The organism is Pseudomonas sp. S1_E05 (assembly GCF_056337105.1).
In genome coordinates this window covers 4,652,281-4,677,442 of the sequence record NZ_JBFRHM010000001.1, presented here as the reverse complement: position 1 = coordinate 4,677,442, position 25,162 = coordinate 4,652,281, and the positions used below count along the sequence as shown (strand labels likewise).

At 60.3% G+C, this 25,162-nt stretch carries 21 protein-coding genes; 11 read left to right on the top strand and 10 right to left on the bottom strand.

The features are described from left to right. The first annotated feature begins 377 nt into the window (after positions 1-377). The 9 genes from AB4N33_RS21525 to AB4N33_RS21485 all read left to right on the top strand — a co-directional run bounded on the left by AB4N33_RS21525 (position 378) and on the right by AB4N33_RS21485 (position 10,699). On the top strand, positions 378-1,685 hold the full coding sequence (locus tag AB4N33_RS21525; protein WP_460119385.1) for a CitMHS family transporter: 1,308 nt from the start codon (positions 378-380) through the stop codon (positions 1,683-1,685). Positions 1,686-1,769: 84 nt separating this feature from the next. Then, positions 1,770-2,537: a TerC family protein gene (locus tag AB4N33_RS21520; protein WP_460119383.1), complete on the top strand. Its 768-nt coding sequence runs from the start codon at positions 1,770-1,772 to the stop codon at positions 2,535-2,537. Positions 2,538-2,818: 281 nt separating this feature from the next. Next, positions 2,819-4,477: a Na/Pi cotransporter family protein gene (locus AB4N33_RS21515; protein WP_460119381.1), complete on the top strand. Its 1,659-nt coding sequence runs from the start codon at positions 2,819-2,821 to the stop codon at positions 4,475-4,477. 174 nt (positions 4,478-4,651) lie between these two features. Next, positions 4,652-6,067: a M16 family metallopeptidase gene (locus AB4N33_RS21510; RefSeq protein ID WP_476458203.1), complete on the top strand. Its 1,416-nt coding sequence runs from the start codon at positions 4,652-4,654 to the stop codon at positions 6,065-6,067. 40 nt (positions 6,068-6,107) lie between these two features. Further along, on the top strand, positions 6,108-7,136 hold the full coding sequence (locus AB4N33_RS21505) for a DUF5924 family protein (RefSeq protein WP_460119377.1): 1,029 nt from the start codon (positions 6,108-6,110) through the stop codon (positions 7,134-7,136). Between the two features lie 54 nt (positions 7,137-7,190). Further along, positions 7,191-8,339, top strand: a complete 1,149-nt coding sequence (locus tag AB4N33_RS21500) for an ABC transporter permease (protein WP_460119375.1) — start codon at positions 7,191-7,193, stop codon at positions 8,337-8,339. Then, positions 8,333-9,139: an ABC transporter ATP-binding protein gene (locus tag AB4N33_RS21495; protein ID WP_460119373.1), complete on the top strand. Its 807-nt coding sequence runs from the start codon at positions 8,333-8,335 to the stop codon at positions 9,137-9,139. The genes AB4N33_RS21500 and AB4N33_RS21495 overlap by 7 nt, the downstream gene beginning before the upstream one ends. A 1-nt stretch (position 9,140) precedes the next feature. After that, the gene (locus tag AB4N33_RS21490; RefSeq protein ID WP_460119371.1) at positions 9,141-10,079 is read left to right on the top strand and encodes an MlaD family protein; all 939 of its coding nucleotides are present in this window, start codon (positions 9,141-9,143) and stop codon (positions 10,077-10,079) included. Beyond that, positions 10,076-10,699: an ABC-type transport auxiliary lipoprotein family protein gene (locus tag AB4N33_RS21485; RefSeq protein ID WP_460119369.1), complete on the top strand. Its 624-nt coding sequence runs from the start codon at positions 10,076-10,078 to the stop codon at positions 10,697-10,699. The genes AB4N33_RS21490 and AB4N33_RS21485 overlap by 4 nt, the downstream gene beginning before the upstream one ends. Before the next feature lie 116 nt (positions 10,700-10,815). Here the strand turns inward: AB4N33_RS21485 and AB4N33_RS21480 are convergent, their stop codons facing one another. The 5 genes from AB4N33_RS21480 to AB4N33_RS21460 all read right to left on the bottom strand — a co-directional run bounded on the left by AB4N33_RS21480 (position 10,816) and on the right by AB4N33_RS21460 (position 15,264). Further along, a complete protein-coding gene (locus AB4N33_RS21480; protein ID WP_460119367.1) occupies positions 10,816-12,045 on the bottom strand; it encodes a nucleoside recognition domain-containing protein in 1,230 nt (409 codons plus the stop codon). 198 nt (positions 12,046-12,243) lie between these two features. Continuing rightward, entirely contained in the window at positions 12,244-13,575 is a 1,332-nt protein-coding gene (gltP, locus tag AB4N33_RS21475; RefSeq protein ID WP_460119365.1) for a glutamate/aspartate:proton symporter GltP, read from the bottom strand. A gap of 698 nt (positions 13,576-14,273) precedes the next feature. Continuing rightward, positions 14,274-14,738, bottom strand: coding sequence for an inhibitor of vertebrate lysozyme family protein (locus AB4N33_RS21470; RefSeq protein ID WP_476458202.1), 465 nt, complete (start codon positions 14,736-14,738; stop codon positions 14,274-14,276). Positions 14,739-14,740: 2 nt separating this feature from the next. Continuing rightward, on the bottom strand, positions 14,741-14,905 hold the full coding sequence (locus tag AB4N33_RS21465; RefSeq protein ID WP_003177151.1) for a DUF1328 domain-containing protein: 165 nt from the start codon (positions 14,903-14,905) through the stop codon (positions 14,741-14,743). A 71-nt stretch (positions 14,906-14,976) separates the two neighbouring features. Further along, positions 14,977-15,264, bottom strand: a complete 288-nt coding sequence (locus AB4N33_RS21460) for a hypothetical protein (protein WP_460119361.1) — start codon at positions 15,262-15,264, stop codon at positions 14,977-14,979. A gap of 428 nt (positions 15,265-15,692) precedes the next feature. Between AB4N33_RS21460 and algB the strand changes: the two genes are divergently transcribed. Continuing rightward, a complete protein-coding gene (gene algB / locus AB4N33_RS21455) occupies positions 15,693-17,039 on the top strand; it encodes a sigma-54-dependent response regulator transcription factor AlgB (RefSeq protein WP_460119360.1) in 1,347 nt (448 codons plus the stop codon). A gap of 10 nt (positions 17,040-17,049) precedes the next feature. Beyond that, complete coding sequence (locus AB4N33_RS21450) at positions 17,050-18,837, top strand: KinB sensor domain-containing domain (protein ID WP_476458201.1); 1,788 nt, start codon at positions 17,050-17,052, stop codon at positions 18,835-18,837. A gap of 6 nt (positions 18,838-18,843) precedes the next feature. Here AB4N33_RS21450 and AB4N33_RS21445 read toward each other — a convergent pair whose 3' ends face one another. The 5 genes from AB4N33_RS21445 to AB4N33_RS21425 all read right to left on the bottom strand — a co-directional run bounded on the left by AB4N33_RS21445 (position 18,844) and on the right by AB4N33_RS21425 (position 25,027). After that, positions 18,844-20,457, bottom strand: a complete 1,614-nt coding sequence (locus AB4N33_RS21445) for an EAL domain-containing protein (RefSeq protein ID WP_460119356.1) — start codon at positions 20,455-20,457, stop codon at positions 18,844-18,846. A 75-nt stretch (positions 20,458-20,532) separates the two neighbouring features. After that, positions 20,533-21,315, bottom strand: a complete 783-nt coding sequence (locus AB4N33_RS21440; RefSeq protein ID WP_460119354.1) for an N-acetylmuramoyl-L-alanine amidase — start codon at positions 21,313-21,315, stop codon at positions 20,533-20,535. Positions 21,316-21,420: 105 nt separating this feature from the next. Further along, positions 21,421-23,496 (bottom strand): GGDEF domain-containing protein, encoded by a 2,076-nt coding sequence (locus AB4N33_RS21435; protein ID WP_460119352.1) that lies wholly within the window; start codon positions 23,494-23,496, stop codon positions 21,421-21,423. Beyond that, on the bottom strand, positions 23,493-24,371 hold the full coding sequence (locus AB4N33_RS21430) for an endonuclease/exonuclease/phosphatase family protein (protein ID WP_460119350.1): 879 nt from the start codon (positions 24,369-24,371) through the stop codon (positions 23,493-23,495). Before AB4N33_RS21430 ends, AB4N33_RS21435 begins: the two co-directional genes overlap by 4 nt. Positions 24,372-24,385: 14 nt before the next feature. Next, on the bottom strand, positions 24,386-25,027 hold the full coding sequence (locus tag AB4N33_RS21425; RefSeq protein WP_460119348.1) for a thiol:disulfide interchange protein DsbA/DsbL: 642 nt from the start codon (positions 25,025-25,027) through the stop codon (positions 24,386-24,388). Positions 25,028-25,162: the final 135 nt, after the last annotated feature.

Here is a 25,162-nt window from a genome sequence, read left to right as displayed (position 1 = left end):
TGTCTTTGATTATGCCTTCGCGAGCAAGCCCGCTCCCACAGGGTCCGCGCCGTCCTGTAGGAGCGAGCTTGCTCGCGATGGCTTCACCTCGGTATCACGCCCCGACGACCGGTCACGCATCCGGTCACCACTTTCACAGGCGAAAGCTGGCTGAAAGCTTCCCCGATTAGGATCGCCCCACTACCGGCAACAGACCGGTCGGCCAATGCCAGCGTTTACCGCTCGCACAGCCCATTAAACAACAACAATGGTGACCCTGATGTCCTTTACTACCCGCCGCTTCGCCATCACTCCGCCCGTACGCCTCGCGCTTCCCGTTCTGCGCTGACCCCTCCGGTTCGCCCAATCCCTAGCCGCGCTACGCCTGGAGTATTCCCATGCTGACTTTCCTTGGCTTCGCCATGGTCATCACGTTCATGTTCCTGATCATGACCAAGCGCCTGTCTGCGCTGATCGCCCTGATCATCATCCCGATCCTCTTCGCCCTGTTCGGTGGTTTCGCCCCGAAAATCGGCCCGATGATGCTCGAAGGCATCACCAAGCTTGCGCCAACTGGCGTGATGCTGATGTTCGCCATTCTGTACTTCGCCCTGATGATCGACTCCGGCCTATTCGACCCGGCCGTGCGCAAGATCCTCAAGATGGTCAAGGGCGATCCCCTGAAAGTTTCGGTCGGCACCGCCGTTCTGGCGCTCGTTGTCTCCCTCGACGGTGACGGCGCGACCACTTACATGATCTGCGTGGCCGCGATGCTGCCGCTGTACAGCCGTATTGGCATGAGCCCGCGCATCATGGCCGGTCTGATCATCCTCGCCGGTGGCGTGATGAACATGACCCCATGGGGTGGTCCGACCGCCCGTGCCGCCAGTGCGCTGCATGTCGACCCGTCGGCGATCTTTGTCCCGATGATCCCGGCGATGGCCGCTGGTGTGGTGGCGATCCTGGCCATCGCTTACTTCTACGGCAAGCGTGAGCGTGCGCGCCTGGGTGAGCTGCACCTGGTGGGTGATGAAATCGACCACAGCGAAATCAGCGTTTCGCAGTTCCCGGATGCCCGTCGTCCGAAGCTGATCTGGTTCAACGGCGCATTGACCCTGGCGCTGATGTGCACCCTGATCGCCGGTCTGTTGCCGCTGCCAGTGCTGTTCATGGTGGCGTTCAGTATTGCGATGATCGTCAACTACCCTTGCCTGCAACAGCAGAAGGATCGCGTCGCAGCGCATGCTGGTAGTGTGCTGGCGGTAGTCGGCCTGATCTTCGCGGCGGGCATTTTCACCGGTATCCTCACCGGCACCGGCATGGTCGACGCGATGTCCAAGAGCTTGCTCGCGGTTATCCCGGATTTCCTTGGGCCGTACCTGGCCGTGATCACCGCGCTGGTGAGCATGCCGTTCACGTTCTTCATGTCGAACGACGCGTTTTATTACGGCGTGCTGCCCGTGCTGGCCGAAGCCGCCAGCCATTACGGTATAACCGCAGTGGAAATGGCACGTGCCTCGATCGTCGGTCAGCCCGTCCACTTGCTGAGCCCGCTGGTACCATCCACCTATCTGTTGGTGGCGCTGGCCGGTATCGACTTCGGTGACCACCAACGCTTTACCCTGAAATGGGCAGTGCTGGTGTGCATGTGCATACTGGTTGCTGCATTGCTGATGGGGATTTTTCCGCTGTTCAGCACTCTATAAGCCCAAGACTCACCATAAAGAGTCCAGGCTTCGTTGATTGAAGCCCGGACTTTTTTGGTTTAACACTCGCTCAAAGGAATACACATGGAATGGCTGACCAACCCTGAGATCTGGGTTGCCTTCTTTACCCTGACTGCCCTGGAAATCGTCCTGGGTATCGATAACATCATCATGATTTCGATCCTGGTCAGCCGCATGCCCAAGCACATGCAGGCGCGTACCCGTATCTTCGGCCTGGCGCTGGCCATGGTCACGCGCATCCTGTTGCTGCTGTCCATCACCTGGGTCATGCGCCTCACGGCCGATCTGTTCGAAGTGTTCGGCCAGGGCATTTCCGGGCGAGACCTGATTCTGTTCTTCGGTGGCCTGTTCCTGTTGTGGAAAAGCTCGCAAGAGATGTACCACGCACTGGAAGGCGAAGACGAAACCAACGACGAGCCAAGCGGCAAGGGCGGCAATTTCCTCTACACCATCATCCAGATCGCGATCATCGACATCGTGTTCTCGCTGGACTCGGTCATCACCGCCGTCGGCATGGTTTCCCATGTGCCGGTCATGGTCGCGGCGATCATCGTGGCCGTCCTGGTGATGATGTTGGCCGCCGGCACCATCAGCGATTTCATCGACAAGCACCCGTCGCTGAAAATGCTGGCGCTGTCGTTCCTGCTGGTGGTGGGTACCGTGCTGATTGCCGAAGCCTTCGACGTTCACGTGCCTAAAGGTTACGTCTACTTCGCGATGGGCTTCTCGCTCGCGGTAGAGGCCATCAACATCAAGATGCGCACCGCCATCGCCAGGAAGAAAAAGCAGCAGGACCCGGTGAAACTGCGCAAGGACATTCCGGGACAGTAACCCGAAACGCCGGACTTCTGTAGGAGCGAGCATGCTCGCGATGGACTCGAAAACGCCACGGGGTGCCAGGTACCCAGCGTTATCATTGACGACCATCGCGAGCATGCTCGCTCCTACAGGGGTAATGCGCTTCACATGACGGTTTTGTTTCAAACCTTTCTTTGGCTGTGCGATGCTGGCGCGCAGACCGTTAGCCAACTACAGCTTAAGTACAAGACGTAGAAATTCGCGCGGTACCGTCAACTTGCTCCATTGGGGCGCTATCACCACAGGGGGCCTGTATGCTCACCCTGCTCAATCTGCTTTCCGCCGTGGCCCTGCTGATTTGGGGCACGCACATCGTCCGAACCGGCATCCTGCGGGTCTACGGTTCCAATCTTCGCCATGTAATCGGCCAGAACATGTCCAGGCGTTGGCTGGCATTTCTGTCGGGCATTGCCGTCACGGCCATGGTCCAGAGCAGCAACGCCACGGCGATGCTCGTGACGTCCTTCGTCGGCCAGGGATTGATGGCGCTGACCCCTGCCCTGGTGACCATGCTAGGGGCCGATGTCGGTACGGCGCTGATGGCGCGGGTGTTGACCTTCGACCTGTCCTGGCTGTCGCCGCTGCTGATCTTTCTGGGGGTCATTTTCTTCCTGTCGCGCAAGCAGACCCGTCTCGGCCAGATGGGCCGCGTGGCCATCGGCCTGGGGCTGATCATCCTGGCGCTGCAACTGATCGTCGAAGCAGCCGACCCGATTACCCACGCCAAAGGCGTCAAGGTGATTTTCGCTTCGCTGACCGGCGACATCCTGCTCGATGCCCTGATGGGGGCGCTGTTCGCCATGATTTCCTACTCCAGCCTGGCAGCGGTGTTGCTGACCGCGACCCTGGCCGGTGCCAAAGTGATCAGCCTGCCGGTAGCCTTGGGCCTGGTCATTGGCGCCAACATCGGCAGCGGTGTCCTGGCCTTCCTCAGCACCAGCATGCAAAACGCCGCCGGGCGTCAGGTGGCCCTGGGCAGCCTGTTGTACAAATTGATCGGGCTGCTGCTGATCATCCCGGTGCTCGATCCGTTGGTGCACTGGATCGACAGCCTGGATTTCAGCCCGCAGGAAATGGTTATCGGCTTTCACCTGCTCTATAACTCCGCGCGCTGCCTGATTTTGCTGCCCACCGTCGGGCCGATGGCCAGGTTCTGTGCCTGGGTGCTGCCGGAGCAACCCCAAGCCAACGGCATGGCCAAACCCCGGCACCTCGATCCGACGGCGCTGGTCACGCCCAGTCTGGCGCTGGCTAATGCGTCTCGGGAAACCCTGCGCATGGGCGATCTGATCGACCACATGCTTGAGGCCATGCTGGATGTGCTGCAGGGCAAGCAAACCGCCGTCACCCAGGAAATACGCCGTCTGACCGATGATGTCGAAGCGCTGTACAGCGCGATCAAACTCTATCTGGCGCAGATGCCCCGCGAAGACCTCAGTGACCAGGACAGCCGCCGCTGGGCGGAAATCATCGAGCTGGCGATCAACCTCAAGCTGGCCAGCGACCTGATCGAGCGCATGCTGCGCAAAGTCCAGCAACAGAAAACCTCACAGCGCCGCTCGTTTTCGGAGGTTGGCCTGGAAGAGTTGGCGGGGCTGCAAAGCCAGTTGATCTCGACATTGCGCCTGGGCCTGTCGGTGTTTCTCAGTGCCGACAAGGAAAGCGCCCGTCAGCTGCTGCGCGAGAAACGTCGCTTCCGCGCACAGGAACGCCGCCTGGCCCACGCCCATGTCAGCCGCTTGCAACGTAAAATTGTGCAAAGTCTGGAGACCAGTTCGCTGCACCTGGAGCTGATCGCCGATATGAAGCGTCTGAGCTCTCTGTTCTGCAGCAGTGCCTATGTGGTGCTGGAAAACGCCGACACCGGGGCACTGATGGTCGACGATTTGGCTGACATCACACATTCGCCTTGAACGTCTGGCACAGTGATCAGTCAGTAACTTGGGTTCAGCCTTAAGGCCAATCGCGGGCAAGCCCGCTCCCACAGGGTGTTGTGAGCACCACAGAACTCATGTGGGAGCGGGCTTGCCCGCGATGAGGCCCTGACTGACGAAACGGATCCCTGACTGACTGCCCGGAAGCTTCTTATGCGTTGCCTGTTGTTCGCCTGCCTGCTGCTGTGCTCCCTCCCTTCGTTCGCCCTGGATCGCTTCCAGGTTGAGGGCTATACGCTGCGCAACGGCCTGCAACTGCTGCTCAAACCGGGCAGCGAGCGCGGGCATGTGGCGATTCGGCTGGTGGTAGGTGTCGGCATCGATGATTTCAGCTGCGCCGACAAAGAGCTGCCGCACCTGCTCGAACACTTGCTGTTCAGCGGTATCGACGCCACCGGTGAAGGTGGCCTGGAAGAGCGCATGCAGGCACTCGGTGGTGAGTGGAACGCCTTCACCAGCAACGCCGACACCACATTCGTCATCGAAGCCCCGGCGAAGAACCAGCGCAAGGTGCTCGACCTGCTCCTGGCGTTGCTCACGCAGACCCGCATCGATGACCACGCGATCAACGCCGCCAAGCAGGTGGTCGAGCGAGAGGACGGCGGTCACTACACCCATCTGCAACGCTGGCTGGATCGTCAGGACCTCGGTCATACCGCGAGCAATCAACTGGCGGTGGAACTGGGCCTCAGATGCCAGGAGCGGCCCGAAGTCGATCACCTGACCCGCGAACAACTGGAGTCGGTGCGCAAGGCCTGGTACGCGCCGAACAACATGACTCTGATCGTCGTCGGCGACCTTGAGCGTCTGCTGCCGGCTTATCTGGAGCGGGCCTGGGGTGCGCTCAAGGCGGTAGACCCGAGCGAGCATCCGCCCTTGCCGGTGATCCTGGCCAGCGCCGCCCATGAGCGTACCTTGAGCCGCGGCCTCGTGGGCGACACGGCCAAACTGCACTGGCTAGTGCCGGAACCGGTGCTGGACGATGTCAATGACGCCACCTTCGACTTGCTCAAGGACTACCTGGACTGGGCGCTGTATCGCCAGTTGCGCCTGGCGCACAGCCTGTCCTACGGTCCCTCGGCCGAGCGCGAGGTATTTGGCGGGGTGGGCTTCATGAGCCTCAATGCCGATCTTGAGCGAGGCGATGTATCAAAGGCTGCGCGGGCGCTGGACGAATTGAAGGCCGGCCTGCTCAAGAACGGCCTCGACGCCGACACCTTCAATCGCCTCAAGCAGGCCGCCATGGCCCGCCAGGCCTGGGCCGTGCAAGGCAACAGCGCATTGGCGGATTACTACTGGAGTGCGCTGGGCGATTACGAGGACGGTCGATTCTCTGACCCGGCCCGGGAGTTGCGCAGCGTGACCCTGGCGCAAGCGAACAAGGCCATGCGTGAATTGCTGATCCAGCCGGGTTACCTGCGGGTGGAGAAGCCGCTGCTGGGTGATGATCAGTTGATCGTGGCGATCGCCGCCGTCCTGGGTCTTCTCGTATTGGTGCTGCTGGGTTGGTGCTGGCGCGCGCGGAAAACGGTGCAGGATCGGCTCGCCACAACGACCCGCGGGCGGTAACCTGTCGAGGATTTTTCCCACGACTACTGCGAATCGCCGAATGCCGACCCTGACCTTGTACGTACAGCGCCTTCTCGAATTGATGAAGCGCTACCCAGGCGTCATTGCGCTCGGCGGTTTCATCTCCGGGGTCGCCAGTTTCATGCTGGTGGACCGCCAACAGGGCCTGGCGACCTGGATCACCGTGATCATGGTCCTCAGCTGGGTCTGGCTGATGCTGGAAAACAGCCTGACGCAGCTATTTACACGCATCTTCAAGCGAGAAATCCCACAACCTTTGCTGCGTTACGCGACGCAGATGATCCACCAGGAAAGCCTGTTCTTCGTCCTGCCCTTCTTTTTCATCACCACCACCTGGAATAGCGGCCAATTGTTTTTCACCGGGCTGTTGGGCATTGCCGCGCTGATTTCCATTATCGACCCGCTCTACTACAAATGGCTGGCCCCGCGGCGCTGGGCGTTCCTGGCGCTGCACACGCTGACGCTGTTCGCCGCGCTGCTGACCGCCCTGCCCGTCATCCTGCACCTGACCACCTCCCAGAGCTTCAAGCTGGCGCTGGGCACGGCGGTGGTCCTGTCGTTCCCGAGCCTGGCGTCGATCTTCCCGATCCGTACCGTGCGCAATGCCGTGGCGATCCTGTGCATCACCGTCGGCATTGGCGCTGTGGGCTGGGTCCTGCGGTCGTGGGTGCCGCCGGCCACGCTGTGGATGACCGACGTCGCGATCAGCACGCAGATGCAGGACCGCACGCCGGGCGACAGCCTCCATGAAGTGAGCGCCGAGCAGATTCGTGGCGGCGGGCTCTATGCCTACACGGCGATCAACGCGCCACGTGGTCTGGATGAGCGGATTTATCACGTCTGGCAGTTCAATGGAAAAGAGGTCGACCGCATTGCTCTGGACATCCATGGTGGTCGCAAGGAAGGCTACCGCGCCTGGACCCATAAACAGAATTTCCCCGGCAACCCGGCGGGTGACTGGCAGGTTCGCGTGTTGACCGAGGACGGTCAGTTGATCGGTGTGTTGCGATTCAAGATCACAGACAGCACACCGACCAAAGAAAAGTAACGGGGTTCGTGCTATTACGTAGCTCTGCGTAATAGCCGAACAAGCACGGAGCTTATGACCAGCAGCACAACGCCCGGCAGTGCCCTGATGGACACATCACTCTCCCCCGCGCAATTGCGGGTCGTGGGTGACTGGACGCTCGCCCACTACGCCGCCCTCAAGGATCTGTGCGAAAAGCTGCGCGGCCAATACGACAACAACACCCACATCGACCTCAACGGCCTCGGCGCGCTCGACACCGCAGGTGCATCGCTGCTGGCGGAGTTGCTGGGCTCGGAACGTCTTGGACGATCCGCCGAACACCCTGATTGCACCTTGCCCACTGCGGATCGGGCGTTGTTGCAGACGGTGTATCGCTCGATGACCGATTTCTGCGTACCGATCAAGGAGCCGGAGATCAGCGTCGGCATCCAATTGTTGACGCGCATCGGCCGTGCGGTGGATGCCGTCTGGCAGGACACCCTGCAACTGCTGGGTTTCGTCGGGCTGATCCTGGAAACCCTCGCCCGCGGATTGTTTCGCCCCTGGCGTTGGCGGATCACGCCGATGGTTGCGCACATCGAGCAGACCGGCCTCGACGCCGCGCCCATCGTCGCCCTGCTCACGTTCCTGGTGGGCGCCGTGGTGGCGTTCCTCGGGGCGACGGTACTGGCCAACTTCGGCGCGACGGTGTTTACGGTCGACCTGGTGGCCTTTTCCTTCCTGCGCGAGTTTGCCGTACTGCTGACAGCGATCCTGATGGCCGGCCGCACGGCCAGCTCGTTCACCGCGCAGATTGGCTCGATGAAGGCCAACGAAGAAATCGACGCCATTCGCACCATCGGCCTCGACCCCATGGAGCTGCTGGTGGTGCCACGGGTGCTGGCATTATTGGTGTCGCTGCCGATGCTGACGTTCCTGGCGATGATCTCCGGAATCGTCGGCGGCGGTGTGGTCTGTGCCCTGTCGCTGGATATTTCCCCGGCGATGTTCCTGTCCTTGCTGCATTCGGACATCGGCGTTCAGCATTTTCTGGTGGGGATCGTCAAAGCGCCGATCTTCGCGTTTCTCATTGCCGCGATTGGCTGCCTGGAAGGTTTCAAGGTCAGCGGCAGTGCCGAATCGGTCGGCGCCCATACGACATCGAGCGTTGTGCAGTCGATCTTCGTGGTGATCGTGCTTGATGCCGTGGCCGCCCTGTTTTTCATGGAGATGGGATGGTGAGTCGTCCACTGCGTGCGCCCTCCGAGGCGGTGATCGAGGTACGTGGCCTGTGCAATCGCTTTGGCAGCCAAAGCGTGCACGAAAACCTCGACCTGGATTTGAACAAGGGCGAAATCCTTGCCGTGGTCGGCGGATCCGGCAGCGGCAAGTCGGTGCTGCTGCGCAGCATTGTCGGCTTGCGCCAGCCCAGCGAAGGCATGGTGAAGGTGTTCGGCAAGAACCTGCCGACCCTGTCTGAACATGAGCGCTCGCTGGTCGAGCGGCGGTTTGGCGTCTTGTTCCAGAAAGGCGCCCTGTTTTCTTCGCTGACGGTGACCGAAAACGTCGCCCTGCCCCTGATCGAACACGCAGGTCTGAGCCGTGAGGATGCCGAGCACCTGGCAGCAGTGAAACTGGCGCTGGCCGGCCTGCCGCTTTCCGCCGCCGACAAATACCCTGCCTCGCTGTCCGGCGGGATGATCAAGCGCGCTGCGCTGGCCCGGGCGTTGGCGCTGGACCCGGACATCCTCTTTCTCGACGAACCAACCGCCGGCCTTGACCCGATTGGGGCGGCCGCCTTTGACCAGTTGATCCTGACATTGCGCGATGCGCTGGGCTTCAGTGTGTTCCTGATCACTCACGACCTCGATACCCTTTACACCATCACTGACCGCGTAGCCGTGCTGGCGCAGAAAAAAGTGCTGGTGGCAGGCCCCATCGATGTCGTCGCCGAAACCGATGATGCGTGGATTCACGAATATTTCCACGGCCCTCGCGGCCGCGCGGCGTTGACCGCCGCCCAACAGTTGAAAGAGGTCTGACATGGAAACCCGAGCCCATCATGTATTGATCGGCCTGTTCACGGTGATCGTCGTCGCAGGCGCCCTGCTCTTCGGCTTGTGGTTGGCCAAGTCCAGCGTCGACACCGAGTTCAAGGACTATGAAGTGGTCTTCAACGAGGCCGTCAGCGGCTTGTCCAAAGGCAGTTCGGTGCAGTACAGCGGGATCAAGGTCGGCGACGTGGTGACCTTGCGTCTGGACCCGAACGACCCGCGCCGGGTGCTGGCGCGCATTCGCCTGGGCGGTGACACGCCAATCAAGGAAGACACCCAGGCCAAACTGGCACTGACCGGGGTGACCGGAACGTCCATCATCCAGCTCAGTGGCGGTACCCCGCAGAGCCCGGCCCTCAAGGGCAAGGACGGTGAGTTGCCGACCATCGTCGCCTCGCCCTCGCCCATCGCGCGCCTGCTCAATGACAGCAACGACCTGATGTCCGGCGTGAACATGCTGATGCACAACGCCAACCTCCTGTTCTCCAGCGAAAACGTCGAACGCATCGGCAAGACCCTGGAACACCTGGAACAAACCACCGGCACCATCGCCGAACAACGTGGCGATATCCGCCTGGCGATGCAGCAATTGGCGTCGGTCGGCAAGCAGGCCAGTGGCATGCTGGAGCAGACGTCGACCCTGATGCGCAACGCCAATGGCTTGCTCAATGATCAGGGCAAGCAGGCGTTCGGCAGCGCGGAGCAAGCCATGAAGTCGCTGGAACAGAGCAGCGCCACCCTCAATAAGCTGCTCAGCAGCAACCAGGATTCGCTCAACAACGGTATGCAGGGACTCAATGGCCTGGCACCGGCGGTGCGAGAACTGCGTGAGACGCTGACGTCGTTGCGGGCCATTTCACAGCGCCTGGAAGCCAATCCCAGCGGCTACCTGCTGGGCACTGACAAGAACAAGGAATTCACGCCATGAAGCTGTGTCACATTGCTCTCCTTGGCGCCTTCGCGGTGACCAGCGCCTGCTCGATCCTGCCCAAGGCCGAGCCCTCCGATGTGTATCGTTTGCCTTCGTCCCAGAGTGGCGCAGCCAGCAGCCATGGCACCGCGCAAAGCTGGTCGCTGCGCCTGGTCAAGCCGCAGGCCAGCGAGGCGTTGAACAGTCGCAACATCGCGGTGATCCCCCAAGGGGATCTGATCAGCAGCTACAAGGCTTCACGTTGGAGCGACCCTGCGCCGGAACTGCTGCGCAATCGTCTGCTCGATGGCTTCCAGCATGATGGCCGGGTGTCGTTGTTGAGCACCGACGACAGCAATTTCCAGGCAGACCTGGAACTGGGCGGAACCCTCCAGGCCTTCCAGACCGAGTACCAGGGCAAGGCCGTCAGCGTCGTGGTGCGCCTGGATGCCTTACTGGTGCGTGGTTTTGACCAGCGCATCCTCGCCAGCCGCCGCTTCGAAGTGCGTCAGCCGCTGGGCGACGTCGCCGTCCCATCGGCGGTGAGCGGGTTTGGTCGGGCCAGTGATCAACTGACGGCGCAGGTGGTCAACTGGGCGGTGGAACAAGGCCAGAAGGTGGCGCCAGCGCGCCCGTGAGGCCAATGATCCCCCTGTAGGAGCGAGCTTGCTCGCGATGCGGTGTGCCATGGAACATCTAGGGTGGCTGATACTCCGCGATCGCGAGCAAGCTCGCTCCTACAAGGGAATTTGGGTTAACCGAAGAACCAATAACAAACCCCAATTGCCCCCAGCACCCCAGCCAACTCCGCCAGCAACGCACAGCCCACCGCATGCCGGGCGCGCTGGATGCCCACCGCGCCGAAGTACACTGCCAGCACATAGAAGGTCGTCTCGGTGCTGCCCTGAATCGTCGCCGCCACCAGCGCCGGGAAACTGTCCACGCCGGAGGTTTTCATGGTTTCGATGAGCATTGCCCGGGCAGCGCTGCCGGAAAACGGCTTGACCATCGCCGTCGGGAGCGCATCGACGAAGCGGGTGTCCCAGCCGGCCCATTCCACCAGGTGACGAATGCCATCGAGGCCGAAATCCAGCGCCCCGGAAGCACGCAGCACCCCAATCGCACAAAGCATCGCCACCAGATACGGCAGCAGGTTCTTCGCCACATCGAAGCCTTCTTTCGCTCCTTCGACAAAGGCCTCGTAGACCTTCACCTTGCGCAGCGCGCCGATGATCAAAAACAGCATGATCAGGCCGAACAGCGTGAGGTTGCCCAGGATCGATGACAGGCCGGCCAATGCAGTGGCCGACATCGTGGCCAACAGCGCCATGAAGCCGCCAAGCAAGAGAACGCCGGGAATCAGGTAGGCCAGCACCACCGGGTCCCAGACCCGCAGGCGCTGCATGAACGCGACGGCGAGGAAACCCACGATGGTGGAGCAACTGGTGGCCAGCAGGATGGGCAGGAACACCAGCGTCGGGTCAGGCGCGCCTTGCTGGGCGCGGTACATGAAGATCGTCACCGGCAGCAGGGTCAGCGAGGAGGCGTTGAGCACCAGGAACAGGATCTGCGCGTTGCTGGCAATGGTGTCGCTGGGGTTGAGTTCCTGCAATGCCTTCATGGCCTTGAGGCCGATGGGGGTGGCGGCATTGTCCAGGCCCAGGCCATTGGCGGCGAAGTTCAGGGTGATCAGGCCGATGGCGGGGTGGCCGGGCGGCACTTCGGGCATCAGGCGCAGGAACAGGGGCCCCAGCGCCTTTGCCAGCCATTCGACGATCCCGGCTTTCTCGGCGATCCGCAGGAAGCCCAGCCAGAGGGTGAGGGTGCCGAACAACAGCACCATGACTTCGACCGACAACTTGGCCATGGCGAAAATACTCTCCACCATCGCCGCAAAGATTCCGGCGTTGCCGCCGATCAGCCACTGCGCCAGCGCCGACACGGCGGCCACGATGAAGAAGCCAAGCCACAGGCCATTTAGCATCAGTCAAATCCCCCAAAAGATGCGCGAATGATAGCGGGGCGGCCAGAAACGACAAACCCCGGATTGTTCCGGGGTTTGTTTGGGTGCTGGGAGTTAACCCTGTGGGAGCGGGCTTGCCCGCGATGGCTTTATGTCAGCCAACAAATAGGTTGAAGCTGCCGACCTCATCGCGGGCGAGCCCGCTCCCACAGGTAAGACTTAACTGTGAGATGACTCAGCGACCGGCATTTTTTCCTTGCTGCGCCAGTGCGGCAGGGAGTTCCAGTAGCGCTGGCCCTTGGCATCGTCGTACATGCCTTCCCAGCGTGAGATGACCAGTACAGCCAGTGCATTGCCGATCACGTTCAGGGCGGTCCGCGCCATGTCCATGATGCGGTCGACACCGGCGATGAACGCCAGGCCTTCCAGTGGGATACCGACGCTGCCCAAGGTGGCCAGCAGCACGACGAAGGATACGCCTGGAACGCCGGCGATGCCTTTGGAAGTAACCATGAGGGTCAGCACCAGCAGCAGTTGCTGGCTGATCGACAAGTCGATGCCGTAGAGCTGGGCAATGAAAATCGCCGCGATGCTCTGGTACAGGGTCGAACCGTCGAGGTTGAACGAGTAGCCGGTCGGCACCACGAAGCTGCAGATGGCTTTCGGCGCACCGTAGGCTTCCATTTTCTCGATGACACGCGGCAGCACGGTTTCCGAAGATGCGGTGGAGTAGGCCAGGACCAGCTCATCCTTGAAGATGCGCATCAGCTTGATCACCGAGAAGCCGAACAGGCGAGCGATCAGGCCCAGTACCACGAAGGCGAAGAAGGCGATGGCGACGTAAACCAGTATCACCAGTTTCGCCAGCGGCAGCAGCGAAGCGAAGCCAAAATTGGCGACAGTTACCGCGATCAGGGCGAAAACGCCGATCGGGGCGTAGTTCATGATCATGTGAGTGACCTTGAACATGCTTTCCGATACGCCCTGGAACATCGTGACCAGCGGATCGCGCAGTTCCGGCTTGAGGCTCGACAGACCGAGACCGAACAGTACCGAGAAGAAGATGATTGGCAGCATTTCGCCGCGGGCCATGGCCGCGAAGATGTTGGACGGGATCAGGTTGAGGATTGTCTCGATGAACGCATGTTCATGCTGAACTTCGGCGGCGGTCGCCTGATACTTGGAAATATCCACCGTACCCAGCGTACTCATATCGATGCCGGCGCCCGGATGGAATACGTTGGCGAGCAGCAGACCGACCACGATGGCGATGGTGGTAACAATCTCGAAATAGATGATGGTCTTGAGGCCGATGCTGCCGAGTTTCTTCGCATCGCCCACGCCGGCGATACCGACGACCAGCGAGGAAATGACGATCGGGATCACGATCATCTTGATCAAACGGATAAAGATATCGCCCGCCGGTTGCAGGACGTTGCTGATCCACCAGGCCTTCTCCGCACTGAAGTGGTTGAGCAGCGCACCGATTGCAATCCCCAACACCAGACCGATGAGGATCTGCCAGGCGAGGCTGAGCTTTGCCTTCTTCATATCTTTACCCTTACTTCAGTTTGACTCGGACTGGATGCGCAAACTGGACCGCTCATGGCGAAAAAGTCGTGTGCATCCGCCCCCGTATAAGGTGCCCGGAGCGTTTTTATGGCTCTCTGGCAGCTGAAAAAAGGCGCAACTATTCCGATGCGGGGAACCGGCGTCTAATGCCGTAAACGACTACCCTATGCCGAATCGGCATGAGGTTTATGAGTCAAAAGCGACGTCGCAAATGGTTCGAATGTGACATTTCGGCGCTTCAAGTGCCGTGAACCGGTCATCTCCGAGGTGAATGATTGATTTACGGTCAGTTATCCAAGCGGTGGTTTTCAGAAAAATCCGACACTGCCTCGCGACAAAACGCCGCAAAATAGATCGAGTTTTTCTCGATGTACGGTCATGAAAATATCAACGCCTGGAAATCACGAGGGGTGGAAGCGGGGAAGGGCGATACCGAATGGATCGTCCATAAATATCTAAGCGTTGAGCAAGCTCTCCGCAAGTCCGTCGAACCAATATTGGACGGCGAACTTGCGTCGCAGCTTTTACCTGACCCGGCCCTTGCGCAGGCACTCCATGTACCCGTAGGTCACTCCGCCCCTGTAACAGGCAGAACGTCCCGACCCCTTGGTCATGCGCCTACCTTCCTCGGGCGGCGCATCAGAGAGAAGCAATGTTGCTTCTTTCATGTGACAGATTCAGTACCAGTTTGGATCTTTCTTTAGCTGTTCCATCAACATCGTCTGCATGCCCTGGTCGGGTTTGCCGAGGAAGCGATAGTCGGCATGCCGCGTTGGCGACTTGTCGGTCGGCAAGCCTGCCGGCACCTGCACCAACATCGCATACGCGTCCTTCCTGTCGAGGCTGACGGCAACGATCAGTCTGTTATTGCGGCAGGTGTCCGGAGTTTCGCAAAGCGGGCCCACCAGATAATCGTCGCCATCTACCTGTACGGCATTCATTTGCTCAGCATTACCCGAGAGATTCATCACCCATTCCGGCAGGCGTTCTTCCTTCTTTACCACACCTTGCCAGGTGTCCCGGAACTGCGGGTCGCTGCTTAGCAGTTCGTTGACCCGCGTCTGGCCATCATTGGCCGCCATCGCTATGGCACTGCCGCCCAGAAGCAGGGCGGCTGCCAGCGTCTTGAATGGAACGTTCATCCTCAGCCCCGACCACGACGGCCAAAGAAGAACGAAGCAATGAACATCACCAGGAACACGACAAAGAGGATCTTGGCGATACCCGTGGCGGTGCCCGCGATACCACCGAAGCCCAGTACGGCGGCGATGATGGCAATGATCAGGAAAGTGATTGCCCAGCTCAACATGGTGATTCTCCTTACTTCTATTTAGAGGTCTTGCTCATGCCCGACGCGCTGCCCGCGTCAAGTTCGTATCTTCAAAATACCCAGCGCTCCTGGCGTGGCATCTCATCCAGGGGCTGAGCCTGGTCGACGTCCATCATGCGCAATGGCTGGTTTTCGGCGGCCGAACTGCGTGCGGCGCTGAAGTGAGTTTGAGTGGGATACTGAAACGATACCCGCGGCGCTTCCGGCTGCTGGCTCAGCTCCCAACGCAGCAGCTGTTGACCGCCAATCAGGGTGATCAACAGTGCCAGGACCGCGAACAGACCCTGCTGGATATGCAGTGGCGAGATACGCATTTGGGCGGCACGTTGGCGATTCATCCTGAAATTCCTCCCACACTGTGGTGTTTTGGTTGAGCGAGTGTTTTCGCTCGGGCTGAAAACACTATTGCAGTGTGCGTGCCAGCTTTTTCATCACAAAAAATCTAATAAAAACAATGATTTAGGAAACACAAAAAATCAATGTCGGACGCATCCTGCACGATGCCCTATTGGTTGTCGTGCGAAATGCACGATAAATTCGTGGGAGCTTTCAGAATTTTTTGAATTGCGTGAGACGCGCTGGTGTCTGATGGGGAGCAGCTTCAGCCTCGAATGGCAGAACCGATAAAAAAAGTGATATCAGGTGATTAAAAATAGGGTGAGTAGATTTCTCCCCCGACGTAGCCGGAATCGACCAGAATCAACCATGCAACTTGCCCGATTTTTCCGGGACTAACAAAGATCATTCATTTAGGAGCGTAGGAAAAATGGAATCTGCCACCGAGCATCAGGGCCGCATTCTGCTGGTGGATGACGAATCCGCCATCCTGCGAACGTTCCGGTATTGCCTCGAAGACGAAGGCTATAGTGTCGCCACGGCCAACAGCGCGGCACAGGCCGATGTGCTGTTGCAACGTCAGGTGTTCGACCTGTGTTTCCTTGATTTGCGCCTCGGTGAAGACAACGGTCTCGACGTGCTGGCGCAAATGCGTATCCAGGCGCCATGGATGCGTGTGGTGATCGTCACCGCACACTCGGCCGTGGACACCGCCGTGGATGCAATCCAGGCAGGCGCAGCCGATTATCTGGTTAAACCCTGCAGCCCTGATCAACTGCGCCTGGCGACCGCCAAACAACTGGAAGTGCGACAACTGTCGGCGCGCCTGGAGGCATTGGAAGGGGAGATCCGCAAACCCAAGGACGGCCTGGACTCTCATAGCCCGGCCATGAAGGTGGTCCTCGAAACGGCCCGCCAGGTAGCGACCACTGACGCCAACATCCTGATTCTTGGCGAGTCCGGCACCGGTAAGGGCGAACTGTCCCAGGCCATTCACGGCTGGAGTAAACGCGCGAAGAAATCTTGCGTCACCATCAACTGCCCATCGCTGACCGCCGAATTGATGGAAAGTGAGCTCTTCGGTCACAGCCGGGGCGCTTTTACCGGCGCCAGCGAAAGCACCCTCGGACGCGTCAATCAGGCGGATGGCGGGACGCTGTTTCTCGACGAAATCGGCGATTTTCCCTTGACGTTGCAACCCAAGTTGTTGCGTTTCATCCAGGACAAGGAATATGAGCGTGTCGGTGATCCGGTCACGCGTCGTGCTGATGTGCGCATTCTTGCCGCCACCAACCTCAACCTCGAGGACATGGTGCGCGAGGGGCGTTTCCGTGAAGACTTGCTGTATCGCCTGAACGTCATCACCCTGCATTTGCCACCGCTGCGTGAGCGCCGTGAAGACATCCTCAACCTGGCTGATCGCTTCCTGGCGCGCTTCGTCAAGGAGTACGCGCGACCGGCACGTGGTTTTAGCGAAGAAGCCCGTGAGGCTTTGTTGAGCTACCGATGGCCGGGGAACATCCGCGAACTGCGTAACGTCGTGGAACGCGCCAGCATCATCTGTCCGCAGGAACGTGTCGAGCTCAGCCATCTGGGCATGGCCGAGACACCGGCCAACAACGCGCCGCGCATTGGCGCGGCATTAAGCCTGGACGAACTGGAGAAAGCCCACATCGGCGCCGTGTTGGCCACCGCTGGCACCCTCGATCAGGCCGCCAAGACGCTGGGCATCGACGCGTCGACGCTGTATCGCAAACGCAAGCAATACAACCTGTGAGTTGCGCGTGATGAAACTGGCGATGAAGTTGCGTACTCGGCTTTTCCTGAGTATCTCCGCACTGATCACCGTCGCGTTGCTGGGGCTGTTGCTCGGGCTGGTCAGCGTGATGCAGATGGCGGGAACCCAGGAAGTATTGGTACGCAACAGCTTCGTCACCCTGGACCTTGGGCTGAAGCTGCGCCAGACCCTGGGCGACCAGTTGATTCTAATGCTGGGCAACAAGCCCGAGTCGCCGGAGTTCCAAGCGTCAAAACAGCACTATTTCGAATTGCTGGAGCAAGGCATCGCACATGATCTGGGCGAAGATCGGCGTTACGGATTCGCTCAAGCCAAGGCTGACTATCTGGATTTCCTTCAGGCTTTGGATCAGTCGAGCGATCCATCCCACATATTGAGTGGCAACGAAGAGCTGACCAGAAAATTCAATGTGGTGCGCAACGGGCTGATTACCGAGCACAAGAATGCGTTGGACGATATCAGCGACATGCAGCGCCAGGGGCGGGACCGGGCGCTACTGATTGCGGGGTTGTTGGGGTTGGTTGGCCTGGCGGTGCTGATCATCGGTTTCGTCACCGCACAGGCGATTGCCCGACGTTTCGGTGCACCCATCGAAGCGTTGGCCAAAGCTGCCGACAATATCGGCCAAGGCAACTTCGAGGTGACGCTGCCGGTGTCCTCTGCGGCAGAAATCAATCAACTGACCAAGCGTTTCGGCCTCATGGCTGAGGCGTTGCGTGAGCATCAGGCGACCAATGTCGACGAATTGCTCGCCGGTCAACAGCGCTTGCAGGGTGTGCTCGACAGCATCGATGATGGGCTGCTGATGATTGACCGCGAGGGTCGTCTGGAACACCTCAATCCGGTGGCGCAACGCCAGTTGGGCTGGGACACCGATTTCCTCGGGAAAGGACTGGGCTCGGCACTCGACAGGCCCGAACTGGATCAGCAACTGCGAATGGTGCTGCGCGGCGGCACGCTGGAGCGGGTGCCCGAAGACTTGAGTGTCGAGGTCGATGGCGAGTCGCGGTTGCTGACCTACAGTCTGACGCCGGTCAGTCATACCCAGGGCCATATCCTGGGTGCGGTGATGGTGCTGCATGATGTCACCGAGCAGCGCGCCTTCGAGCGAGTGCGCAGCGAGTTTGTCCTGCGCGCATCCCATGAGCTGCGCACACCGGTAACCGGAATGCACATGGCTTTCGGTCTGTTCCGCGAGCGTGCCCATTTCCCCGAGGACTCCCGTGAAGCGGATCTCCTGGACACCGTTAACGAAGAAATGCAGCGCTTGATGCAACTGATCAATGACTTGTTGAATTTCTCCCGCTATCAGAACGGATTGCAGAAACTCACACTGGCGCCCTGTTCCATCGAAGACTTGCTTGAGCAGGCCCGTTTGCGATTCGCCGAGGCAGCGCAGGCGAAGGGCATCGACTTGTTGGTGGAAGTCCAGGAGCCATTGCCGAGGTTGCAAGCCGATCAGCCACAGTTGGACCGGGTGCTGGATAACCTGATCGACAACGCATTGCGTCACACCGGCACGGGTGGCCAGATCCGCTTGCAGGGCCGACGTCATGGCGAGCGAGTGATTATCAGCGTCGAGGATAATGGTGAAGGCATTGCCTATGGCCAGCAGGGCCGGATCTTCGAACCCTTCGTGCAGGTTGGACGCAAGAAAGGTGGCGCTGGGCTGGGCTTGGCGCTATGCAAGGAAATCGTGCAGTTGCACGGCGGGCGGATGGGCGTTTATTCGCGGCCGGGGCAGGGCACGCAGTTCTATATGGCGCTGGCGGTCTGATTGGTGTCAGGCCTCGTCATCCAGGCGTCGTGCGGCGATACGCCGGCCACGGGTAATCAGCTCGATGAACTGCACGGCGCTCAATGCATGGGCGAACAGCCAGCCCTGGCCGAACTTCACCCCTTCACTGCTCAGGAACGCTGCCTGGGCTTCATGCTCGATACCTTCGGCAATCACCTTGAGTTGCAGCGCCTGGGCCATATGAATGATGTGTGGCGCAACGCCACTGCTGGCTGCGTCATGCCCCAGCGCATCAATAAACGCCTTGTCGATTTTCAGGCAATCCACCGGCAGGGTTTGCAGGTAGGCGAGGCTGCAATAGCCGGTGCCAAAGTCATCGATCAACACCTGGTGCCCGACATCACGCAGAGCCTGGAGGTTTTCCCGGGCCACCTCGACATCGATCAGCCCACGCTCGGTGACTTCAAAAGCAATCTGTCGGGCTGCCACGCGGTGCAGGGTCAACAGGCGCGCCATCACCTGGCCGATTCGCGGCACCATCACGTCGCAGGCTGCCAGATTGACCGAGATATAGAGCTGCGGATTGGCACGCAGTAAATGCCCCAACTGCTCCAGCAGGCGTTGCAGGACGAAATCGGTCATCTGGCGGATCTGCCCGGTGTTCTCCGCCATGGGAATGAACAGGTCGGGGCTGGTCAGGGTGCCGTCGGGTCGACGCCAGCGCAGCAGGGCTTCAGCTCCGACGCAATGGCGGTTGTCGAGGTTGAAGATTGGCTGATACAACACCTGCAGCTCCCCGCGTCGTATCGCGCCCGCCAGCTCCGCGTCCAGCGACTGGCGCTGGCGCACCAGCAGGAACACCATGAAGCCCACCAATAGTCCTGCTATCAGGCTGGCCGGGCCCAACCACCACCATGCGGTAGGCACATGCCTGCCGGTGCGCGGCGAGATCAGCACCCATTGGTACTCGGGATTGTCGGTGGGCATGCGATAGATCAAGCGAGTCTGGGTCACTTGCAGGGCGTCGCGTTTGTCCGCTGGCCAGGCTTCGTCGGGGGGCCAGGCCTGCGCCGTACCCAGCACCGGGATGGCTCGTTTGCCGTGGTCGAGCACGACCAGAAGACTGCTGCCCGGCGACAGGTCGACCATATCGGTCAAATGCCCGCGAGAGGTCGCGACGCGAAAGTTGCCACGTCCCAGCATTAGCGCGGCGCGGTTTTCGTCGGGCTCGGTGGAGGTGTTCAGCCAATAGCTGTAGCCCGGATCCTTGATGTCCGGGGGCCGTATCATCGACAGGCCTTCCTGGCGGGGACGGTTGGAGCAGATCCGCGAACCGTCCATGAATGCGGCTTCGTACACGAAGCGATAATTGAACGTGACCTGTTGCAGCGTGGCGACCATTTCGTCGTTGCAGGTGCGCAATGGCTGGGCTTCCAGATCATCGAGACTTTCGCGCAATTGTCCGAACAGTTGCTCGAGACGCGCCAGGAAACGCTCACCTTGCGCATTCATCTCAAGGCTTTCGTTCTGCTGGATCTGGTTCAAGGCCACGAACATGCTGCCGGCCAGTAGCATTACAGTGCTCAGCACAGCAGCCAGTATCGCCAGAAACCAGGGGCGATAAAACCAGCTACGGAGTGTCTCTCGAGCAGCAGTCATATTGGATATCCGAAGGATTACCAATGAGTTATAGCTGCTGATTTGGAAAGCGCGCTGACCGTCGGGCGGGCGTCATTATTTTGTCTGATTCAACACCAACAGAAGTGCGGCAGTTTGCGCGTCGGGCAGGCCGTCGAAGCGCGAAGGACGGAAATGCATCTGGAACGCCGCGAGCACATGACGCGTCGCGACGTCCAGCTCACCGGTTTGCGGCGTGGCATATCCAAGTCGGGCCAACTGCCCCTGGAACCAGCTGATGCTCGGCAACTGGGTGTCGAATTGCGCCTGTTGCCGGGCCACTGCCTGTTCGTTCGGCCAGATACCAAGGCCTTCATCCGCCAGGCGTTTCCAGGGGAACAGCGGCCCAGGGTCGAGTTTGCGCAGTGGGGCGATATCACTGTGGCCGATGATGCTGCGAGGGTTGATAGCGTAACGTTTGCTTATGTCCTTTAGCAGGGCGATCAGCGACTGGATCTGTGCTTCGCTGTAGGGATACCAGAGGCGCTTGCCGTCCGCCGTTTCCTTGAAGCCGGGATTGACGATCTCGATGCCGATGGAGCTGGAGTTCAGCCAGGTTCGGCCTTGCCATTCGCTCTCACCGGCATGCCAGGCTCGAAGGCTTTCATCCATCAATTTGTAGATGGTGGCGTCTTTATCGTCGCCGATCAGGTAATGGCTGCTGACTTCGCCGTGGGTCAGCAGTTGCAACGAGCGTTGCAGGGACGCGGAAGTGTAATGCACCACTACAAACTGGATGCGGCTGTCGTGATTGGCCGAAGGATGGCTGGTGTCGTACCGGGGCCCGCTGGCACAACCGGCCAACAGGATCAGCGAAAGGATGAGGGCAAGATATTTCATGGCAGAAGACAGCACGCGAAGGACAGTAATGCAACAGTGTAACGTACTGCCTCGCGCCGTGACGGCTGACCGGGCCCATTTCAACAAAATGGGACAAATTGCCCGTCAGCCGAGTTCGATCCGGTTGCGGCCGGCGTGCTTGGCCCGGTAGAGCGCCTGGTCGGCCCGCTTGAGCACCAGATCGCTGTGTTCGCCGGGCCTGAAGGCGGTCACTCCCATCGAAACGGTAATGGTCACTGGCTCTCCCTTGAAGTGAAACGGGCAGGCTTCGATTGCCGCACGCAATTTCTCCAGCAGTTTTGCTCCCACGGCGGGAACGGTGCCAGGCATCAGCAGGACGAACTCTTCACCGCCGAACCGGGCGATGAAGTCGGTGCCGCGCAGGCGTTTACGCAACACGCTGGCGATGATTTTCAGCACCTTGTCCCCAGCCAGGTGGCCATAGTTGTCGTTGATGCGTTTGAAATGATCGAGGTCGAGCATGGCCAGCAACAGGGTATTGCCATGTTGCTGCCATTGGCCGATCTCGTAATCCAGTCGTTCGCTCCATGCCGCGCGGTTGGGCAGGGTGGTCAGCGGGTCGATCAAGGCCTTCTGGCGCTGTTCTTCCAAGTGCTCGCGGTAGCCCAGCGCTTCCTGCTCCATATGCGCCACGCGTTCGGCCAGACCTTTAAGGCGGGCCGCGACCTCCTGCTCGCGCTCGTCGCGCTGCTTCTGGTGCTGATCCATGGTTCCAAGCAGACCTTCCAGGTGGTTCTCCAGCACGAGCTTGAGATCGTCGAGGTCGGCTGCCTCCTGCACGCTGCTCTGCAAGCCGTCGACTTGTTCGCGGATCTGCGTGTCCATCTCGCGCGCCGCCGATAGGTTGTCGGCGTGGCCATCGCTGGCCGCTTGCAGGTTGCTCTGGAAAGACTCCAGGCGCTCATTGAGCTGTTGCAAATAGACTTCGAACTCATGCTGGCCGCTGTCGTTGATGGCCAGCATCAAGGTCGCCAGATCGTCGAGAATCGGCAGCAATTCGTACCAATTCAAGCCATTTTGCAGCCGGTCACGCATGGCTTCGGCTTGTGGGCGATGGCGCTCGGGCAACGACAAGTCGTCCAGCAGGCCCAGCAGGGTGTCTTCGATATGCTTGGCCACAGAACTGTAGGACGGCTCCGGCGAATCCGGCAGCGCGTAGAGAATGTCTTGCTCGGGTTGCTCCGGATCGATGGCGGCCAATGCCTGGGCCATGACCGGGGGCAGGGGCAGGCGGTCGAGGAAGACCTCCGGCGTCAGTTCGTCCGGATTGCCTTGCGGCGGTGCCGAAGCGACCGGCGTGGCGTCCGGCGGCTCATGTTGTTCGGCCTGCGGCGGCTCGGGCGTTTGTGCCTGCGGTGCGGGTAGAACTTCAAGAATGGGGGGAACAAACGCCACGACTTGCGCCGGTGGTGGTGCGGAGGGGGCCGCTTCGGTTGCCTGCGCCTCGTCCTCGACAGCTTGTTCGATTGACGGCGTTACGGGTGGCGCCTGGACCACTTGGGGCGCTTCGACCTCCACCTTTGACGGTGTGGGGGGCGCTGCGGCAACTTCTTGTTGAGCTTCTACGTCAGCCGGTTGCGCTGGCGACTGCACTGATGTCTCGAGCGCCACTGCCTGCTGCGGTGCTTCTTCGTTTTCACGCTGGCCAAACAAGCGCTGCAGCAAACCTGGCCGGCCAGGTTCCGCTGGGTGCTCCAGTTGACTCAGGGCCTTGCCTTGCAGCCCGCTCAGTTCGCTGAGCAGTAGCGGCATTTCACGAGCCTGGCCGACACGAGCGTCCAGTTGTTTGGCGAAGTTCTTCAGGGGGCGGCTGACTTCGCGCGGCAATGGCAAAGTTTGCAACTGAGTGACCAGTGCAGTCAGCGCGGCGCTGGTCTGGTTGACCCGGGTTTCGCGGCGTTGCTCGGAGTCAAGCACGGCTTTTTCCAAGCGAGGCAACAACGCCGCCAGGCCCGCATCCATTTCATCGGTGCGGATGACGTCGCGCATCTCCTTCATGCACTGGTCGACGGCGCGGTCAGTGCCTTCCGCCGCCAGGGTGCTGCGTACCAGCCCGCGCCGCAGCAGGTCGAGCCGGGCGTCCCAGCGACGCTCGAGCTTTTCCTGTTGTTCGACGCTCTTGAGGTATTTTTCTTTCCAGCGCTGTGTTTCGTCGCTCATTCAACGGTTCCGCGAAGGGCAGGACTCAACGCGGGCAATGCATCGGCCGTGAGCGAACCTGGCAGACGAATCTCTACCGCGACCGGCAGGTGATCAGAAATGGGTTGAGCCAGCACTTCGACTTTTTCGAGCGTCAGGGTCGGGCTCAGCAGAATATGGTCCAGGCAGCGCTGAGGGCGCCAGCTGGGAAACGTCGCTTCCACTTGCGGAGCCAGCAGGCCAAGGTCGCGCAACGGGGAGTTTTGGAGCAAGTCGCTGGCGTGGGTGTTCATGTCCCCCATCAGCACCTGATGCTTGTAGTCGCCGATCAACTCGCGAATGTACGCCAGTTGCAGGCTGCGGGTGCGGGCCCCGAGTGCAAGGTGCATCATCACCACCACCATGGCTTCGGGACCTTCGCCGAACCGCACCAGGATCGCACCGCGCCCCTTGGGGCCCGGCAACGGGTGATCTTCGATGGCCCACGGGCGCAGGCGACTCAGCACGCCGTTGCTGTGCTGTCCCAGGCGCCCGAGGTTGCGATTGAGTTGTTGATACCAGTAGGGAAAGGCGCCCAGTTGGGCCAGGTGTTCCACCTGATTGATGTAGCCGGACCTGAGGCTGCCGCCGTCCGCTTCCTGCAGGGCGACAAGATCGAAGTCGCCCAGCAAATTGCCGATTTTCTGCAGGTTATCGGCCCGCCCGGGGTGGGGCAGTACGTGCTGCCAGCCACGGGTCAGGTAGTGCCGATACCGCTCGGTACTGATGCCGACCTGGATATTGAAGCTGAGCAAACGCAGACGGCTGTCCGTGGGCAGACCCGTCGATTCCAGGTGATGATCGTTGACCCGCGGATCATGCAGGCCAACGACACGTTCAGTTCCCCAGCGGCGCATGGCGGTCGCAGCGCTTAGTTGGCCGCAGCCTTGTGGGTCGCTCGCTCTTTGTCGACCAGTTGGTCGGCGAGTTTCAAGGCCTCTTCCGCGCCACCGGCAGAGCCGATGTCAAAGCGGTACTTGCCGTTGACGACCATGGTTGGAACGCCGGTGATCTGATACTTCTTGGCCAGTTCACGGGCCTGGACGATCTTGCCCTTGATGGCGAAGGAGTCGAAGGTCGCCAGGAACTTGTCCTTGTCTACGCCCTGGGTGGCAAGGAAGTCAGCCATTTCGTTCTTGTCAACGAGCTTCTTGTGTTCCTTCTGAATGGCATTGAAGACGGCGGCGTGAACCGAGTGCTCGACGCCCATGGCTTCCAGGGTCAGGAACATCTGGCCGTGGGCATCCCACGGGCCGCCGAACATGGCAGGGATGCGTACGAAGTTGACGTCCGAAGGCAGCTTCTCGACCCAAGGGTTGATCACGGGTTCAAAGGCGTAGCAATGCGGGCAGCCGTACCAGAACAGCTCCACCACTTCGATTTTGCCAGGCACTGCGACCGGGACCGGATTGGCCAATTCAACATACGAGTCGGGGTGTGTTTCGGCGGCTTGGGCAGTCACGCCGAACAGGCTGGCAGCGACGAATGCGGCGCTGATGATCAGATTACGCATGCTTTACTCCTGGAGAATTTGAGTCGCCTCGCGCGACCTGTTATCAGACGGGTCTGTGCGGGCTCGAGTTCTGTAGTGTAACGGCAGCGGCCACAAAAAAGGGCGGCCGGAGCCACCCTTTTTATACTTGTTGCG

Bases quoted from the DNA above. Each gene is read 5' to 3' on its own strand.
- AB4N33_RS21525 (WP_460119385.1), top strand. From the start codon at position 378: ATGCTGACTTTCCTTGGCTTCGCCATGGTCATCACGTTCATGTTCCTG.
- AB4N33_RS21520 (WP_460119383.1), top strand. From the start codon at position 1,770: ATGGAATGGCTGACCAACCCTGAGATCTGGGTTGCCTTCTTTACCCTG.
- AB4N33_RS21515 (WP_460119381.1), top strand. From the start codon at position 2,819: ATGCTCACCCTGCTCAATCTGCTTTCCGCCGTGGCCCTGCTGATTTGG.
- AB4N33_RS21510 (WP_476458203.1), top strand. From the start codon at position 4,652: ATGCGTTGCCTGTTGTTCGCCTGCCTGCTGCTGTGCTCCCTCCCTTCG.
- AB4N33_RS21505 (WP_460119377.1), top strand. From the start codon at position 6,108: ATGCCGACCCTGACCTTGTACGTACAGCGCCTTCTCGAATTGATGAAG.
- AB4N33_RS21500 (WP_460119375.1), top strand. From the start codon at position 7,191: ATGACCAGCAGCACAACGCCCGGCAGTGCCCTGATGGACACATCACTC.
- AB4N33_RS21495 (WP_460119373.1), top strand. From the start codon at position 8,333: ATGGTGAGTCGTCCACTGCGTGCGCCCTCCGAGGCGGTGATCGAGGTA.
- AB4N33_RS21490 (WP_460119371.1), top strand. From the start codon at position 9,141: ATGGAAACCCGAGCCCATCATGTATTGATCGGCCTGTTCACGGTGATC.
- AB4N33_RS21485 (WP_460119369.1), top strand. From the start codon at position 10,076: ATGAAGCTGTGTCACATTGCTCTCCTTGGCGCCTTCGCGGTGACCAGC.
- AB4N33_RS21480 (WP_460119367.1), bottom strand. From the start codon at position 12,045: ATGCTAAATGGCCTGTGGCTTGGCTTCTTCATCGTGGCCGCCGTGTCG.
- gltP (WP_460119365.1), bottom strand. From the start codon at position 13,575: ATGAAGAAGGCAAAGCTCAGCCTCGCCTGGCAGATCCTCATCGGTCTG.
- AB4N33_RS21470 (WP_476458202.1), bottom strand. From the start codon at position 14,738: ATGAACGTTCCATTCAAGACGCTGGCAGCCGCCCTGCTTCTGGGCGGC.
- AB4N33_RS21465 (WP_003177151.1), bottom strand. From the start codon at position 14,905: ATGTTGAGCTGGGCAATCACTTTCCTGATCATTGCCATCATCGCCGCC.
- AB4N33_RS21460 (WP_460119361.1), bottom strand. From the start codon at position 15,264: ATGAATCGCCAACGTGCCGCCCAAATGCGTATCTCGCCACTGCATATC.
- algB (WP_460119360.1), top strand. From the start codon at position 15,693: ATGGAATCTGCCACCGAGCATCAGGGCCGCATTCTGCTGGTGGATGAC.
- AB4N33_RS21450 (WP_476458201.1), top strand. From the start codon at position 17,050: ATGAAACTGGCGATGAAGTTGCGTACTCGGCTTTTCCTGAGTATCTCC.
- AB4N33_RS21445 (WP_460119356.1), bottom strand. From the start codon at position 20,457: ATGACTGCTGCTCGAGAGACACTCCGTAGCTGGTTTTATCGCCCCTGG.
- AB4N33_RS21440 (WP_460119354.1), bottom strand. From the start codon at position 21,315: ATGAAATATCTTGCCCTCATCCTTTCGCTGATCCTGTTGGCCGGTTGT.
- AB4N33_RS21435 (WP_460119352.1), bottom strand. From the start codon at position 23,496: ATGAGCGACGAAACACAGCGCTGGAAAGAAAAATACCTCAAGAGCGTC.
- AB4N33_RS21430 (WP_460119350.1), bottom strand. From the start codon at position 24,371: ATGCGCCGCTGGGGAACTGAACGTGTCGTTGGCCTGCATGATCCGCGG.
- AB4N33_RS21425 (WP_460119348.1), bottom strand. From the start codon at position 25,027: ATGCGTAATCTGATCATCAGCGCCGCATTCGTCGCTGCCAGCCTGTTC.